Source organism: Corynebacterium urealyticum DSM 7109 (genome assembly GCF_000069945.1).
Lineage (GTDB): Bacteria > Actinomycetota > Actinomycetes > Mycobacteriales > Mycobacteriaceae > Corynebacterium > Corynebacterium urealyticum.
In genome coordinates, this window is the sequence record NC_010545.1 from 862,900 (window position 1) to 879,513 (window position 16,614).

The window sequence follows — 16,614 nt, forward strand, 5'->3', positions numbered from 1 at the left end:
TCACGAAAGGCCAACGCATGTCGAACATCGTTGTTCTGGTTAAGCAGGTGCCGGACACGTACTCCGAGCGCAAGCTCCGTGAGGACGACTTCCGTCTGGACCGTGACAGCGCCGACGCTGTTCTCGATGAGATCAACGAGAACGCGGTCGAGGCTGCGCTCCAGCTGAAGGAAGCAGACTCCTCCCGCAACGTCATCGTGCTCTCCGTGGGTCCGACCCGCGCGACCGAGGCGCTGCGCAAGGCACTGTCCCTGGGCTGCGACGAGGCAATCCTGGTCACCGACGAGGCCCTCGAGGGCTCCGACGTCCTGGGTACCGCCTGGACGCTGAGCAACGCGCTCAACCAGATCGAGGACATTGAGCTCATCATCGCTGGTAACGCATCCACCGATGGTGTTGCGGGCGCTATCCCGGGCCTGCTGGCCGAGTACCGCCAGATCCCGGCTCTGACCCACATGGAGGAGCTGGCTGTCGAGGGGGGCACCGTCACCGGTAAGCGCGTCACCGAGGAGGGTATCTTCGGCCTCGAGGCGCCGACCCCGGCCATCGTCTCCGTCACGGAGAAGTCCAACACCCCGCGCTTCGCCGTCTTCAAGGGCATCATGGCCGCGAAGAAGAAGGAGATCAAGGAGCTCAGCCTCTCCGATATCGGCGTCGATCCGGCGAACGTCGGCGGTGGCAACGCAACCTCTTCGGTCGCTGGCGTCACGCCGAAGCCACCGAAGTCCGCCGGTGAAAAGATCACCGATGAGGGCGACGGCGGCAAGAAGCTCGTCGAGTTCCTCGCCAAGGAAAAGCTGATCTAGCTCACCGCTTTTCACGTTCCATAACCCGACATTCCCTGCCACATTAGGAAAGAGGAAAATCCATGACCAACGTATTGGTACTGGTTGATCACGTTGAAGGTGAGCTGCAGAACACCACTCGCGAGCTCATCACCGCTGGTCGCATATTCGGCCAGGTCGGCGCCGTCGTTGTTGGCAAGCCGGGCACCGCTGAGGGCCTGAAGTCCGAGCTGGCTGCTGCCGGCGCGGAGACCATCTACGCTGCCGAGTCCGACGAGGCTGACTCCCTGCTCATCACCCCATCCGTCGACGCCCTCTCCGGGCTCGCGGCTCACCTGCAGGTCCCGGTCCTGGTCTCTGCTTCCGCTACCGGCAACGAGGTTGCTGGCCGCGTGTCTGCTCGCGTGGGATCCGGTGCGGTCTACGGCATCACCGAGATCGACGCCGAGCGCAATGCTAAGAAGCCTGTCTTCGGTGGCGAGTACATCGTTGACTCCGGTGCCGCAGGCGTGGCCCCGGTCTTCACCTGGCAGGCCGGCTCCATCGATCCGGAGCCGCAGGACGCTGCCGGTGAGATCCAGGCAGTCGAGCTGCCGGGTGCTGGCCCGACCGCTGTGAAGATCACCAGCTTCGCTCCGGCTGAGGCCGGCGACCGTCCGGACCTGGCTGAGGCGAAGATCGTCGTCTCCGGTGGTCGTGGCGTGGGCGGCTCCGAGGGCTTCACCGACGTCGTCGAGCCGCTGGCTGACGCGCTCGGCGCTGCTGTTGGTGCATCCCGTGCCGCGGTCGACGCGGACTACTACCCGGGCAAGTTCCAGGTCGGCCAGACCGGTGTCACCGTGTCCCCGAACCTGTACATCGCGCTCGGTATTTCCGGTGCTATCCAGCACAAGGCTGGTATGCAGACCTCCAAGACCATCGTTGCGGTCAACAAGGACGACGAGGCATCGATCTTCGAGATCGCTGACTTCGGCATCGTTGGTGACCTCTTCAACGTTGCCCCGCAGGCAACCGAGGAGATCAAGAACCGCTAAGGTTCCCGAATCCAATCAGCTGTCCTGAGCGCAGCCAGAAAAGCCGGTGTTTCCCGTCATGGCGGAGCACCGGCTTTTTCATGTCGAGCGCACGAATGATCGTGAGCTGGGTGATTGTGCTCCAGTGTGGGATCTCTGTCACAATGTGACGTGCAGCATAGGCGTGCTGAAGGTGCGCCACCCCCGAACTGGAAAGGACTTAGGGCATGCAGTCAGCCCTCGGGCTCACCATCGCTGGGCTCGCCATCATCTTTCTCACCGTCGCAATTCTGATTCGCGGCAAGGTGAGTCCGATCGTGCCCATGGCCCTCATTCCAGCGATCGGCGCGTTGATCCTGGGCTATAGCTTCGAGGAACTCTCCGACTTCTTCAGCGACGGGTTGAAATCCGTCATGAGCGTGGTCGTGATGTTCATCTTCGCGATCATCTTCTTCGGGATCATGCAGGACGTCGGGCTGTTCACGCCCGTAATTAGAGCGCTGATCAGGGCCACTAGGGGCAATCCCGTCTTCATCACGCTGGGAACCGCAGCCATCGGCGTGGTCGCCCACCTCGACGGCTCGGGCTCGACGACCTTCCTGCTGACGATCCCTGCGCTGCTCCCGCTATATAAGGCGATGCACATGAGCCGCTACACCCTGTTGACGATCGTCGCCTTGGCGGCATCGGTGATGAATATGGTGCCGTGGGCAGGCCCGGTGGGGCGCGCGGGCTCGGTCATCGCGCAAGATCCGCACGATATCTGGATCCACCTCCTGCCGGCCCAGGGCATCGCGATGCTCGGGGTGTTCGCAGTGGCCGCCGCCCTTGGCATTCTCGAGCTGCGTCGGGTCCGCAAGCGCAGCGCGCAGCAGGTCAGTGCCGGGGAGGACTCCGCAAGCCCGGTTGACATCGACGTCGAAAAGATAGCCACCGAGTTCGCGGAGAATCAGCGCCAGCAGCAGGCGGAGATCGGCCTGTCCTTCCGCAGCGGCAGGGCAGTGACGGTGATCAACATCGTGCTGATTCTCGCAGTGCTGGTCGTGCTGCTGGCAGGACTGTTGCCGCCGGCCCCGGCATTCCTCATCGCCACCACCGTGGCCATGCTCGTCAACTGCCAGGACAAGGCTGCACAGACCGGGGTGCTCCACCGGCACGCACCAAATGCGCTCTCCATGGCCGGCGTGATCATCGCGGCCGCAATGTTCCTGGGAGTGCTCAATGGCAGCGGCATGCTCGAGGAGATCGCCCTGCAGCTCATCGCGATCATGCCCGAGGGTGTGGGGCAGTACCTGCACATCATCGTCGCGTTCTTCGGTGTCCCGCTGGACCTGCTCACGTCCACCGACGCTTACTACTTTTCGGTGCTGCCCATCGTTCAGGAGACCGCTGGCAACTTCGGTGTGAGCGGCATGGGGGCTGCCGCAGCACTCATCGTGGGCAACGTCATCGGCACCTTCGTCTCCCCGTTCTCGCCGGCTCTGTGGCTGGCGCTCGGCCTCGCGGAGGGACAGATGGGCCACTACCTCAAGCGCGCACTGCCGCTGGTGTGGGCTTTCTCCATCGTGCTGGTCGCCATCTGCTGGGGCATGGGGATGTTCGCCTAGCCTGCAAGGGGCTATGCCACACTAGACACCATGACGAGCCAGCCCCGCATCTACGCCGACCACGCCGCCTCCAGCCCCTTGCGCCCGGAGGCGGCCGAGGCGATGCGGGAGGCGGAATCCGCGCTCAACCCGGCCGGCCAATATCGCACCGGCCGGGATGCCCGGCGGTTGCTGGAAGAATCTCGCGAGCAGATCGCAGAGCTCCTCGGCGCCGACCCCGTGGAGGTGATCTTCACCGCCTCAGGCACGGAGGCCGACAACATTGCCGTGCAGGGGCTGGCCTTCGGCTCCCGGAAGCTGCACCCGACTGCCAGCGACATCATCGCCCCTGGCATCGAGCACCCGGCGGTGGGGGAATCGATCGACTGGCTGTGCACCGGCCCGCTACCCCTGGGGTACCGCCGGGTTGAGCTGCCGGTGGACGAAAACGGCAGGGTTGATCTCGCAAAGGCCGATCAGATCGGCGTCCTAAAAAACGCAAGCTCAGAGCAGACGGCACTGATCACCTGCATGTGGGCGAATAACGAGACCGGGAACATCCAGCCGGTCAGCGAACTCGCCACGATCGCGACGGACAAGGGCGTGCCAATGCACGTGGATGCCGTGCAGGCAGTGGGGCGGGCCCCGATCGACTTCCACAGACTCGGGATCACAACCCTTGCAGCGAGCGCGCACAAGTTCGGCGGGCCGCGCTCGACCGGGGTCTTGCTCGCGCGCCGGGATGCGAAGATCCTCTCGCCGCTGAAGGGTGGGAACCAGGAACGCGGGCTGCGCTCCGGCACGGTCAACGTCCACGGGGCAGTGGGCACCGCGGCGGCACTGGCGGCAGCACAACGGGACATGGCTGCGGAAAACGAGCGGCTACAGGGCATCCGCGATCGGGTACTGGGGGCCGTCAGCGGCATCGAGGGGGCACGGGTGTGGACCCACGACCCCTCGTTGCCCAGCCACCTGCATCTGAGCATCCCTGGCGCAGAGGGGGATAGCCTCATCATGCTGCTGGACGCCGCGGGAGTGGATGCTTCCACGGGGTCGGCGTGCGCGGCGGGGGTGAACCGCGCCAGCCACGTGCTTGCCGCCATGGGAGTGGACGTGGAGGTCGCCCGCGGTGCCCTGCGGCTGACCTTCGGCTCCGAGACCACGATGGCGGACGCGGAACGCATCGCCGAACTACTGCCGCGGGTCGCCGAGCAGGCTCGAGCCGCCGGAATGGCCTAAGCGCGCCAAACCCGAGTAGGGTGCCACCCATGCGAGTAGTAGCAGCAATGAGCGGTGGTGTGGATTCGGCGGTCGCGGCCGCCCGAGCACTCGAAGCGGGCCACGAGGTTATCGGCGTGCACCTGGCGCTGTCCCAATCCCCGGAGGCCGTGCGCGCCGGTTCCCGCGGCTGCTGCTCTCTGGAGGACTCCGCGGATGCCCGCCGGGTCGCTGACAAGCTCGGCATCCCCTTCTATGTCTGGGACTTCTCCGACCGCTTCAAGGCCGATGTTATCGATAACTTCGTGGATTCCTACGCCATCGGGGAGACCCCGAACCCGTGTCTGCGCTGCAACGAGAAAATCAAGTTTGAGGCTCTGCTGGATCGCTCCATTGCGCTGGGCTTCGACGCCGTGGTCACCGGCCACTACGCGCAGCTCCACGATGGCGTGCTGCGCCGGGGTGTGGACGCGGACAAGGACCAGTCTTATGTTCTCGGCGTGCTCACCGACGAACAGCTGGCACACTGCATGTTCCCGGTCGGGGACACCGTCAAGCCCGAGATCCGCGAGGAGGCCGCCGACGCCGGCTTCGGGGTCGCCAATAAGCCAGATAGCCACGACATCTGCTTCATTCCGGATGGCCGAACTCAGGCATTCCTGGGCTCGAAGATCGGCCTGCGTCCCGGCCTGGTGCGGGACACCGGCGGGGAGACGGTGGCGGAGCACGACGGCGTGTACGGCTTCACCGTTGGCCAGCGCAAGGGGCTCGGCCTGCCGCGCGAAACGCTGGACGGCCGCCCACGCTATGTCACGGATATCGACGCCCACACGGGCACTGTGACCGTCGGCACCCGGGAGGACCTGCGGGTCGGCGGGATCATCGCCGACCGCCTCAAGCGCCTCGACCCGGAGGTACACGGCCGCGAATTCGATTGTGAGGTGCAGGTGCGCGCCCATGGCGGAGTGGTTCCTGCCCGCGCCCGGCTCGTCGACGACCCAACCCCGGTCACCCCGGCGGGTCGCGTGAAGGAGGCCGACGAGCTGCCGTGGCGCCTGGAGCTGGAGCTGTTGCAGCCCCTGGAGGGCGTGGCGCGTGGCCAGGCCGCCGTGGTCTATCGCCCCGACGAGGACGGGGACATCCTGCTGGGCTCCGGCACCATCCGCGCGACCACCGCCCTCGGAGCCCCGATTGAGGAACAACCCGCACCCGGCACCGTCGGCGCGGTGGACGCCGACGCCATCGAACAGGGCGAGGACGCCCAGCGATGACACGTCTCGGCTGGTGGGAGTCCTTCGCCACGACTCATCCGGACCAGAACAGTGCCCTGGAGGCCGCGCTTCTCCGTGGCGTCGATGTCGATGAGGATACCGGCGCGCCGGGCGGGATCTCCCTGCCCCGCATCCAGCCTGCAGGCCAGCCCGGTGTCAAGGACGTCGCCCTGGACGTCACCGCTCTGACCGCCGGTTTCGCGCAGCTCAACCTCGTGGCGAACCCGCGGGGATGGGAGATTAGCCACGGCGGCAGCCTGATCGGCCGCCAGACCCGGTCGTACCTTTCGGAGCTCCGAGACCTGGTGCCCGCGGTGCTCGCTGAGCGGCGCGCTCCGCGGATCATGCTGAACGCTGCCGGGCCCTGGAGCTTTGGCGCCACCGTGGAGCTGGCGGGTCACCCCATCGTGGCCGACCGCCCAGCCTTCCGGGATATCGCCCTCACGCTGGGCGCTGGGTTGGCGGAGACCGCCGAATGGCTGGCCAGCGCGACCGGCTCGGAGGTGTTCATCGGATTCCACGAGCCCGCCGTGCCGAAACTACTGGCCGGGCTGGCCGGGGCCACGCGGTGGGACCGGCTGGCCCCGGTGGATCCCGAGCACATCCTCGGCGTGTGGCAGCGACTGCTCGGCCAGCTGCCCGAGGGGGTTGGGGCCGTGCTGCACGAATGCCCGCCAGAGCTCTTCCGGGATATCCCGCAGGTGGGCTTTGACCGCGTCGGTGTGGCCGCCGAGCACCTCTTCGGCGAGCAGTCCACCTCGGAGCTCAAGGACGCCATTGGGTCCAGCGTCGGGGCGGGCCAGGGGATCGGCATCTGCGTGCCGCGCCCCACAGAGCCGCAGGGCTCCGCGGCGAACGAGGACGGTGCCGCCACGTACGCGGGCGCCGTCCAGCGCCTGTGGCAGGAATGGAGCTTCCCCGCGGAGCGGCTAGTCCAGCAGGTTGACCTCTGCGCGATCACCCCAGGGCTGGACAAGGTCGCTGTGAGCCCGGCCGTTGCAGCCACCTGGTCGGCGATCGCACGGATCGCCGCACGCAACCTCGCTGCGGGCTAAGCCTCACCCAGCAGGACAGCCAGGAACGACCAGGTTCGTAGGAGTGAAGCGTTGATCCCAGCGCTCCGGGACTAGTCCTCCTCGGCGTCTCCCTTGCCTGGCCCCTCGCTCAGCAGCTTGTGGAACCCGGCTTCGTCGAGCACCGGGATGCCCAGCTCCTCGGCCTTCGTGAGCTTCGAGCCGGCCTTGGCCCCGGCGACCAGATAGTCCGTCTTCTTGGACACGCTGCCGGTCGCCTTCCCACCGCGGGACTCGATGGCCTCCTTCGCGCTGCTGCGGTCGAAGTCCTCCAGCGTGCCCGTGACAACGATGCTCAACCCGGCCAGAAGGTCGGCCTGAATGGACCCGGCCGCGTCGGCAGAAGGCTGCTCGGTGACGTCCTGCTCCATCCGCACCCCGGCGGCCGCCCAGGCATCGACGATCTCCTGGTGCCAGGAGACCGCAAACCAGTCGCGGACGGATTCGGCGATGATGGGCCCCACCCCGTCGACGGTGGACATCGTCTCCACATCGGCGGCGGCGACGTCCGGAATGGAACCGTAGTGATTGGCCAGGGCCTTCGCCGCTGTCGGTCCGACGTGCCGGATGGACAGGGCGACGATGACGCGCCACAGATCGACCTCCTTGGCCGCCGCGAGCGTCGTCAACAACGTCTCGCCCTGCTTATTCAGCGCGCCGGACTTCGTCGTATACGCGTCCGTGCGGCGCAGATCCTCCTCCGTCAACGAGAACAGCCCCGTCTCGTCGGGTAGCACGCCGGAATGGATGAGGTCATAGGCGGCCTTCTCGCCGAGCGCGTCGATATCGAAGGCCCCGCGGCCGGCGATGTAGGTCAGGCGGGTGTGCAGCTGGCCGGGGCAGTAGCGGGTATTCGGGCAGCGCCAGTCCGCATCGTCTCCGCGGGCCGGGGCCAGGGGAGTGCCGCACTCCGGGCACAGGCTGCTGAAGAGGAACTCGCGCTCCGCACCATTTCGGGCGTCCTCCACCGGGCCCAGCACCTCCGGGATGACCTCCCCGGCCTTGCGGATCATGATCTCATCACCCAGGCGCACGCCCTTGCGGTGGGCCTCGGAAGGATTGTGCAAGGTCGCCATGGTCACGGTGGAGCCCGCGACGTACTTCGGCTCCATCACCGCATACGGGGTCGCCCGGCCGGTGCGCCCGATCCCTAGGCGGATGTCGTGCAGCCGGGTGCGGGCCTCTTCCGGCGGATACTTATAGGCGATCGCCCAGCGCGGGGCGCGGCTGGTTGTTCCGAGCCGCTGCTGGGACTCCGTGTCGTCGACCTTGATGACGAGGCCGTCCATCTCGTGATCCGCATCGTGGCGGTGGTCCGCCCAGTAGGCGACCTGTTCCAGGACCTCCTTGGCGCTGTGCACCTGTTTGGTATACGGGCTCACCGGCAGGCCCCAGGCTGCCAGCGCCTCGTAGGCCGCGTGCTGGGAAGCGGGGGTGAAGCCCTCGCGGGCACCGATGCCGTGACAGATCAGGCGCAGCGGGCGGCGTGCGGTCTCCGCCGGGTCTTTCTGGCGCATCGCGCCGGCCGCGGCATTGCGCGGATTCGCAAACATTTTCTGCCCCTCCGCCTGGCGCTGGGCGTTCATCTTCGCGAAGTCCTCGACGCGGATGAACACCTCGCCGCGGATCTCCACGATCTCCGGCACTGGGAAGTCCTCGGAAGGTTGCAGGCGCGCCGGGATATCGGAGAGGGTACGGGCATTGTGGGTGATGTCCTCGCCGGTCGTGCCGTCGCCGCGGGTGAGCGCGAGTTCCAGGACACCGTTGCGGTAAAGCAGGTTGATCGACGCGCCGTCGATCTTCAGCTCGGTGAGGTAGGTCTTGGCCGGGGTGCGATCCAGCCAGGAGCTCAGCTGCTCGGTGTCGAAGACATTATCCAGCGAGAGCATCGGCTCCTGGTGGTCCACGTTGCGAAACGGGCTGGACTCCGGAGGGGAGGGGGCAACCTCGGTGGTGGGGCTAGGGCCGGTCACCGCCTCGGGGTGGGAGTTCTCGAACTCCTGCAGGCGGGTGAGCAGGGCGTCGAACTCGGCGTCGGAGATCTCCGGATTGCCGTAGTAGTACACCTCGCGGTGGTGCCTGACCTGGTCCGCGAGGGACTGCCACTGCTGGGCCAGCTCAGCAAGGGCCGGGTCGGCGGACCCGGAATTGCTTGCGGCGGGCGAGGAATCGGAATCGTATTGAGTGCTCACGGGATCCAAGTCTATCGAGGATGCGCTCTGGCCTGTCTGGTGCTCCAGTTAGAGTAAGAATCATGACCGCAGCGCATTTCAATCCGGCTCACATGCTGAGCTTCGACCTAGAGACCACTGGCACCAATCCACTGTCCGCTCGCATCGTGACCAGCGCCATGGTGCGCATCCGCGGCAGTCAGGTGGAAGACGTCGAATTGCTCGCTGACCCTGGCGTCGAGATCCCCGAGCAAGCCAGCGCGGTGCACGGCATCACGACCGAATACGCCCGGGAGCACGGTAAACCGCACGACGAGGTTTTGGCGGAGACCATCCGGGCGATCCGGCAGGGATGGGAGGAAGGCGCGACTCTCGTGGTCTTCAATGCGCCCTATGACCTGACTGTGCTGCGCAGCCAAGACCCGAGCTTCACCGTGGACGGCCCAGTGATCGACCCGTTGCTGCTGGACCGCCACTTCGATCAATATCGCAAGGGCAAGCGCACACTGGGGGCGGTCTGCGAGCACTACGAGGTGGCCCTCGACAACGCGCACGAGGCCACCGCTGACGCAATCGCAGCGGCCCGTGTCGCATGGAAAATCGCCCGCGAGCACCCGGAGCTGACCCAGATGAGCGCCGACGAGCTCATGTTGAACCAGTCCACCTGGTACTACGAGCAGCAGTCCAGCTTGGCGGAGTACTTCCGATCGAAGGGTCGCGACGCCAACGTGAACACCAGCTGGCCGCTGCAATAGGTCGGTTGCCTATAATTTCTAAACATGTCTTCCTCACCACAGCCCACCGCAGCCGATTACCTCAAGGACATCGTCGCAGCGCCCGTCTACCGGGCCGCAAAACACACGCCCACCGACGCGATGCCTGTGCTGTCCAAGCGCCTGAACAACCGCGTGCTCGTCAAGCGCGAGGACCTGCAGCCAGTGCACAGTTTCAAGATTCGCGGCGCTTTCAACCGCATGGCTCAGCTGAGCCCGGAGGAACGCAATCGGGGCGTAGTCGCCGCATCCGCTGGTAACCACGCACAAGGGGTGGCCCTGTCCGGACGCGAGCTGGGTATCCAGACCACCATCGTGATGCCGGAGATCACCCCGCAGATCAAGGTCGCCGCGGTTCAGGGGCTGGGCGGCGGTGTCCTGCTGCACGGCGCCAACTTCGACGAGGCCAAGACGAAGGCCATCGAGCTCTCCGAGACCGAGGGCATGGTCTTCGTCCCACCCTTCGACGACGAGGCGGTCGTCGCCGGTCAGGGAACCATCGGCCTGGAGATTTTCCAGGACGTTCCTGAGATCGACCGCGTCTTCGTCCCCATCGGGGGCGGTGGCCTGGCTGCTGGTGTGGCGATCCTGCTCAAGCAGCTAAACCCCAAGATTCAGGTCATTGGAGTGGAGCCGGAGGAGTCCGCCTGCTTCGTCGCCGCTAAGAAGGCGGGTGAGCCGGTGGACCTGGCCTACACCAGCCTGTTTGCTGAGGGTGTGGCGGTCAAGCGCATCGGGGATGAGAACTTCCGCATCCTGAACGAGTGGCTGGATGACGTCGTGACCGTCACCTCCGACGAGATCAGCGCGGCGATCAAGGACATCTTCGACGATACCCGCGCGATCGCCGAGCCCGCCGGCGCGGTGGCGCTGGCAGGCCTCAAGCGCTACTGCGCCGAGCACGAGATCACCGATGAAACGCTCGTCCACGTGCTCTCGGGCGCCAATGTCAACTTCCACTCCCTGCGCTATGTTTCCGAGCGCGCGGAGCTCGGTGAGGGCAGCGAGGCCCTGTTCGGCGTGACAATCCCCGAGGCTAAGGGCGCGTTCCTGGACTTTTGCACCGTCCTGGGTAGCCGCGCGGTCACCGAGTTCAGCTACCGCGTGGGGGAGACCGACGAACCAGCGAAGATCTTCGTCGGTGTGCAGCTTAAGGGTGGCCACCAGGAGCGGGAATCCATCCTCACCGACTTGGCTGCGGCTGGTTACGGGGTGGTCGACCTCTCCGAGGACGAGGTGGCCAAGGAACATGTGCGGTACATGATTGGCGGCCAGCCGCCGCACGCTGTGACCGAGAGCGTGTTCGCTTTCGAGTTCCCGGAGCACCCGGGTGCCCTCATCCGTTTCCTGGAGGTGCTGGGAACCCGGTGGAATGTGTCGGCCTTCCACTACCGCAGCATCGGCATGGACTATGGCCGCGTGCTCGCCGCGTTCGAGAATGTGGAGGGGGACCCAGAGTTCGCCGAGCACCTGGAGAAGCTGGGCTATCACGCCACTGAGGTCAGCTCCAGTCCAGCTTATCAGTTCTTCCTGAAGGCCTAAGCCACTTCCGCTCCTGGCAGCCCAACCCGAGCTGGCTTACTCCCAGCGGGGCCCTCTCCAATGGGGCCTGCCTGGTTGGAGCCCGCCCCCGACGGTCGGTACACCCGGCTGCGGGGGCTTTTTGCATTATCCGGCGAAGAACGCGCCCAGGATGCTGCCCAGCTGCCGCAGGTGCTCGACCTCGGAGAGCAGGAAGTCCGGGCCACCTGGGCGTCCCACGATGAGGATTAGCGAGGAACCCTCGATGGGGGTGGCAGCGAGGGCGGAGTCCATGACCGCCCAGGGCTCGGGGATCCAGTCCTCCTGCTCAGTGTTGAGTACGCGGGCCTCGAGCACTGGCGCGGAGTCCAGCTCCTGGCCGTTGTCCTCAGGCGCCGCGCTCGAGGCGGCGATGCGGTGGGTGCGGGGATCCGTGTCCAACACGATGGCCCAGCCGGCGGACATGGAACGCGGTAGATCCGCCATCAGCGTTTCCAGAGCCTCTGCGGGGCGGGACCGTCGCGCCGCGATGGAGGCCAGCATCTGCACCTGGCCCCGGCGGTCGATCGAGCCGGAGAACGGGCGGATGGAGTCGACGAACACGCCCTCGACTTCCTGGGCTGCGGTGATCAAGACGTCCGGCAACGTGCCGTGGGGCAGATCCACGACGATGTCGTCAACGACGACAATCTCGTTGGGCAGGGAGTCGTCCTCGTCGTAGCCGACGATGTCGACGCCTTGGATGTTGCCGTCGACGTTGCCGAGCGCCTGGGCGATTTTGCCGAGGGCGCCGGGCGAATCGGGTACGCGCACGCGCATCAAATAAGACATGCCTAAAGTCTAGCGATCCGAGCGAAAAACTTAAGGAGTTCTTTTCCGGCCGGGGCATGCTAGGTGAACGTGGCAGGGCTTGACTAGAGTTATGGGCATGTCTGAAATTTCCCGCGAAAATGTTGCCCACTTGGCCAAGCTGGCGCGCCTGGAGCTCTCGGAAGATGAGCTGCAGAGCTATGCCGACCAGATCGACGACATCATCGAGCACGTCGCCGCGATCTCCAAGGTCGATACCGAGGGCGTTGATCCGCTGAGCCACCCGACTCAGAACGTCGATGGTGCTGTCTCCGTGATGCGCGAGGACGTCGTCATGCCCGTGCTGACCGCCGAGCAGGCCCTGGACCAGGCACCGGCAGTGCAGGATCAGCGCTTCCAGGTTCCACAGATCCTCGCCGATTAACCTGCCTTAGCTTTGTGCCTGGCTGGCACGCCGGAATAACAACACCAACTCCACGCAGCGAACCCACGTTCGCAGATGATTACAGCTCAAAGGATTATTGATGACTGAAGCTCAGCGCCTGACGGTCGGGGAGCGTACGGACTCCGACTTCACGACCTGGACCGCCGCCGAACTGGCAGAGAAGATTCACTCGCGGGAAATCAGCTCTGTCGAGGTGACCCAGGCTCACCTGGACCGCATTAGCGACGTTGATGGGGAGATCAACGCCTTCATTCACGTCAGTGCCGACGAGGCACTGGCTGCCGCCCACAACGTCGACGCCGCCATCGCCGCGGGTGATACGCCGACCTCGAGCCTGGCCGGCGTGCCGCTCGCGCTGAAGGATGCCTTCGTCACCACCGACGCGCCCACCACCTCCGGGTCGAAGATGCTGGAAGGCTACATGAGCCCCTACGACGCGACGCTGACCTTGCGTCTGCGCAGCGCTGGCATCCCGATCCTGGGCAAGACCAACATGGATGAGTTCGCGATGGGCTCCTCCACCGAGAACTCCGCTTATGGCCCGACCCGTAACCCGTGGGATCTGGAGCGTACCCCGGGTGGTTCCGGCGGTGGCTCCTCCGCGGCGCTGGCTGCGGGCATGGCTCCGCTGGCTATCGGCACGGACACGGGTGGTTCCATCCGCCAGCCGGCCGCGCTGACCAACACCGTGGGCGTGAAGCCGACCTACGGCACCGTGTCCCGCTACGGCCTTATCGCCTGCGCTTCCTCCCTGGATCAGGGTGGCCCGGCGGCCCGCACGGTCAAGGACACCGCTCGCCTGCACCAGGTCATCGCGGGCTTCGACCAGAATGACGCCACGTCCTCCCGCCACGAGATCGCCGATGTCGTCGCAGCCGCTAAGCAGGGTGCAAACGGCGACCTCAAGGGCGTGAAGGTTGGTGTGGTCAAGCAGTTCCAGCAGGCAGAGGCCCTGCAGGTGGGCGTGCGTGAGCGCTACGAGGCCAACCTGGAGCAGCTGAAGTCCCAGGGTGCGGAGCTCATCGAGGTCGACTGCCCGAACTTCGACCACGCGCTGAACGCCTACTACCTGATCCAGTTCTCCGAGATCTCCTCCAACCTCGCCCGCTTTGACGGAATGCGTTACGGCCTGCGCGCCGGCGACGACGGCACCCGCAGCGCCGATGAGGTCATGAGCCTGAGCCGTGCGGAGGGCTTCGGCCCGGAGGTTAAGCGCCGCATCATGCTGGGTACCTACGCGCTCTCCGTCGGTTACTACGATGCCTACTACCTGCAGGCACAGCGCGTGCGTAATCTCGTCGCGCAGGACTACGCCAAGGCCTTCGAGCAGGTGGACATCATCGCCGCGCCGACGACCCCAACCACCGCGTTCAAACTCGGCGAGCTGGTCGACGACCCACTGCAGATGTACCTCTTCGACCTGTTCACCCTGCCGCTGAACCTTGCCGGCGTCTGCGGCATGTCCCTGCCGGGCGGCCTGAGCAGCGATACCCAGCTGCCGACGGGCCTGCAGCTGATGGGCCCAGCCCACGGCGAGGATCGCATCTACCGCGTCGGCTCCGCCTTCGAGGCCGGTCGCGAGAACTAAGGCCCCGCGAACTAAGCACGCAGGCAGCGGCCCCACACCCCAGATTCGATTTGGGCGTGGGGCCGCTGGCGTACAGTAGACCCTATGGTTACTACGGGTGATGGCTGGGCAATTGGCGTCGATGGCTCCCGCAGGTGGGGGACCCTGGGGGCAGCCGGGCTGTTCCTGTGCGCCCCGGCCGAAGACTCCGCCGAGCCGGTCGTCCTGATGCAACACCGTGCCTGGTGGACCAACCGCGGGGATACCTGGGCGCTGCCGGGAGGCGCGATCGACCACGGCGAGTCTCCCGAGCAGGGCGCGATGCGTGAGACTCAGGAGGAGACCGGGATCGACCCCGCGGACGTCACCGTCCTGGACACGCTAGTTACCTCCCGCGTCGAGCTGGACCACGTGCTGCGCCGCGAAGCCGTCCTCCCGGAGGAAGAGCACTTGCTGGATCCGGTGCGCGCCATGATCGAGCGAGACGGCGATGTCCGCCAGGCGCTGCAGGAACAGCCCATTCACCACCCGGAACACGGGGGACGTGCGGTCTTCGGGCTCGGCGCCAAGTTCTGGTGGGAGGTGCTCGACGAGACCGTGACCGAGTGGCGGTATAGCACCGTCATCGCGCGCGCTGAGCACCCGCTGGACTTCATTCTCACCGAGGAATCCACGGACCTTCGCTGGCAGCCGCTCTCACAGCTGGAGGAGCTCAACCTCATGCCCGAATTCCGTGCCACGCTGCCGGAGGTCCGCCAGCGGGTGGCGTGGCTCTGGGGCTAGAGCTCGAACCCTGCTCCAAAACTGTCCCCGCCGGAGCCGGACGGGACTGATCTGGCGATCCCGCCTGGCGTGGAGGTGCGATCGGGTAGGTGATTAGATGGTGCCTGTGACTGCGCATAAGTACCCAACGCTTCCGCTGAACAGTAAGGCAGCCTGGCGGGCGCTGACCGCCCTGTGCATCGGTTTCTTCATGATCCTACTGGATCAATCGATCGTGGCTGTTGCCACGCCGGATCTGCAGTCACAGCTGGGCGCCACCTATAACCAGGTCATCTGGGTGACCTCGGTGTATCTGCTCTTTTTCGCCGTTCCGCTGCTGGTCACCGGACGGCTGGGAGACCGGTACGGGCCGAAGAACGTCTACATCGTGGGCATGGTGATCTTCACACTGTCCTCACTGGCGTGCAGCTACTCCGTGACGATCGAGTGGCTGATGCTCTCCCGGGCGGTGCAGGGGCTCGGCGCGGCACTGCTGACCCCGCAGACCATGTCGGTGATCAACCGGATCTTTCCGCGGGAGAAGCGGGGCGCAGCCATGGGGGTGTGGGGAGCCGTGGCCGGCCTATCCACGATGATGGGGCCGATTCTGGGAGGGATTATCACCTCCACGCTTTCATGGCATTGGATCTTCCTGGTCAACGTGCCGATCGGCATCCTGTCCATCGTGTTGGTTGTGGCTTGGGTGCCGCCCTTCGAACCCACCGATAAGCCCATCGACGGGATCTCAATGGCCCAGTCCATGCTCGCGGTCAGCTGCCTTATTTTTGCGATTCAGCAGGGCGAGACCGTTGGCTGGGCATGGTGGATCTGGGTCGTGATGGCCGTAGGTATCGCCATCGGAGTGCTCTTTTTCCACCGACAGGCCCGGCTCACCCATGGTGCGAAAAGTAAGGATCCGGTCCTGCCGACCACGCTGTTTTCCCGCCGCAGCTTCGCGATGGGAAACCTCGCTATCTTCACGATGGGCTTTGCCACCGCGAGCATGATGCTGCCGCTGATGATGTACCTGCAGCAGGTCCACGGACTCTCCGCGATGACGGCTGTGGCCTATGTGTTGCCCATGTCCGTCCTGGCATTGCCGCTGTCACCCTGGATCGGTTGGCTCATCGACCGGAAGGACGCCCGGCCCATCGCCGTCACCGGCTTCGTGTTCATGATTGCCGGGATAATCGGGCTGTTTTTCTGCCTTCGTCCGGGAGGGACAGCTGGGGCAATCATCGTGCCCATGCTGCTGCTGGGGGCGGGTAACGCTGCCTTCTGGTCGCCCAATTCTGCGATGACGCTGCGGGACTTGCCTCCCCACCTGGCCGGTGCCGGGTCGGGGGCGTATAACACTATCCGCCAGGTTGGTGCGGTCACCGGCGTGGCCGTGGTGGGAGCTGTCCTCCAGGTGCGCTTGAGCTACTACGGCGACGCAGCGGGGGAGCAGCTTGCCTATGCCTTCGGCCAGTCCTTCCTCCCGATTGCTGCTGCACTGCTGGTCGGGCTCGTGGCTACGGCCCTCTCGGGGAGTGCCAAGCCAGGACCAGGCCCGCGCCACTAGTGTTGCTGGCATAAGGCTGCAACGTAACCACACGTGCCGGTGGCACAGCTCGGGA

Annotated in this window: 14 protein-coding genes; 12 read left to right on the plus strand and 2 right to left on the minus strand. The window is 65.7% G+C overall.

The window, feature by feature from the left end; all coding sequences use genetic code 11:
• Positions 1 to 17 precede the first annotated feature (17 nt).
• The 6 genes from CU_RS03625 to CU_RS03650 all read left to right on the plus strand — a co-directional run bounded on the left by CU_RS03625 (position 18) and on the right by CU_RS03650 (position 6,928).
• Entirely contained in the window at positions 18 to 806 is a 789-nt protein-coding gene (locus CU_RS03625) for an electron transfer flavoprotein subunit beta/FixA family protein (protein WP_012359975.1), read from the plus strand.
• Positions 807 to 868: 62 nt separating this feature from the next.
• Positions 869 to 1,819: an electron transfer flavoprotein subunit alpha/FixB family protein gene (locus tag CU_RS03630; protein ID WP_012359976.1), complete on the plus strand. Its 951-nt coding sequence runs from the start codon at positions 869 to 871 to the stop codon at positions 1,817 to 1,819.
• Positions 1,820 to 2,025: 206 nt separating this feature from the next.
• Entirely contained in the window at positions 2,026 to 3,405 is a 1,380-nt protein-coding gene (locus CU_RS03635) for a CitMHS family transporter (protein WP_012359977.1), read from the plus strand.
• Positions 3,406 to 3,435: 30 nt separating this feature from the next.
• Complete coding sequence (locus CU_RS03640) at positions 3,436 to 4,623, plus strand: cysteine desulfurase family protein (RefSeq protein WP_012359978.1); 1,188 nt, start codon at positions 3,436 to 3,438, stop codon at positions 4,621 to 4,623.
• Positions 4,624 to 4,652: 29 nt separating this feature from the next.
• Positions 4,653 to 5,873 (plus strand): tRNA 2-thiouridine(34) synthase MnmA, encoded by a 1,221-nt coding sequence (mnmA, locus tag CU_RS03645; RefSeq protein ID WP_012359979.1) that lies wholly within the window; start codon positions 4,653 to 4,655, stop codon positions 5,871 to 5,873.
• The gene (locus tag CU_RS03650; RefSeq protein WP_012359980.1) at positions 5,870 to 6,928 is read left to right on the plus strand and encodes a uroporphyrinogen decarboxylase/cobalamine-independent methonine synthase family protein; all 1,059 of its coding nucleotides are present in this window, start codon (positions 5,870 to 5,872) and stop codon (positions 6,926 to 6,928) included. The genes mnmA and CU_RS03650 overlap by 4 nt, the downstream gene beginning before the upstream one ends.
• A gap of 71 nt (positions 6,929 to 6,999) precedes the next feature.
• Here the strand turns inward: CU_RS03650 and ligA are convergent, their stop codons facing one another.
• Positions 7,000 to 9,138, minus strand: a complete 2,139-nt coding sequence (gene ligA / locus CU_RS03655; RefSeq protein ID WP_012359981.1) for an NAD-dependent DNA ligase LigA — start codon at positions 9,136 to 9,138, stop codon at positions 7,000 to 7,002.
• Between the two features lie 20 nt (positions 9,139 to 9,158).
• Between ligA and CU_RS03660 the strand changes: the two genes are divergently transcribed.
• Entirely contained in the window at positions 9,159 to 9,872 is a 714-nt protein-coding gene (locus CU_RS03660; RefSeq protein WP_012359982.1) for a 3'-5' exonuclease, read from the plus strand.
• Positions 9,873 to 9,896: 24 nt separating this feature from the next.
• Positions 9,897 to 11,432, plus strand: coding sequence for a threonine ammonia-lyase, biosynthetic (ilvA, locus tag CU_RS03665; protein ID WP_012359983.1), 1,536 nt, complete (start codon positions 9,897 to 9,899; stop codon positions 11,430 to 11,432).
• Between the two features lie 126 nt (positions 11,433 to 11,558).
• Here the strand turns inward: ilvA and CU_RS03670 are convergent, their stop codons facing one another.
• Positions 11,559 to 12,242, minus strand: coding sequence for an ACT domain-containing protein (locus CU_RS03670; RefSeq protein ID WP_012359984.1), 684 nt, complete (start codon positions 12,240 to 12,242; stop codon positions 11,559 to 11,561).
• Between the two features lie 97 nt (positions 12,243 to 12,339).
• On the opposite strand from CU_RS03670, the gene gatC reads away from it, so the two are divergent.
• From gatC to CU_RS03690, 4 genes are all read left to right on the plus strand, one after another.
• Positions 12,340 to 12,645: an Asp-tRNA(Asn)/Glu-tRNA(Gln) amidotransferase subunit GatC gene (gene gatC / locus CU_RS03675; RefSeq protein ID WP_041628577.1), complete on the plus strand. Its 306-nt coding sequence runs from the start codon at positions 12,340 to 12,342 to the stop codon at positions 12,643 to 12,645.
• Between the two features lie 100 nt (positions 12,646 to 12,745).
• On the plus strand, positions 12,746 to 14,254 hold the full coding sequence (gene gatA / locus CU_RS03680) for an Asp-tRNA(Asn)/Glu-tRNA(Gln) amidotransferase subunit GatA (RefSeq protein WP_012359986.1): 1,509 nt from the start codon (positions 12,746 to 12,748) through the stop codon (positions 14,252 to 14,254).
• A gap of 84 nt (positions 14,255 to 14,338) precedes the next feature.
• Positions 14,339 to 15,016 carry an NUDIX domain-containing protein gene (locus CU_RS03685; protein WP_012359987.1) on the plus strand — a complete coding sequence of 226 codons (678 nt, stop codon included), beginning with the start codon at positions 14,339 to 14,341 and terminating at the stop codon, positions 15,014 to 15,016.
• Between the two features lie 97 nt (positions 15,017 to 15,113).
• On the plus strand, positions 15,114 to 16,559 hold the full coding sequence (locus CU_RS03690) for an MFS transporter (protein WP_012359988.1): 1,446 nt from the start codon (positions 15,114 to 15,116) through the stop codon (positions 16,557 to 16,559).
• Positions 16,560 to 16,614 lie beyond the last annotated feature (55 nt).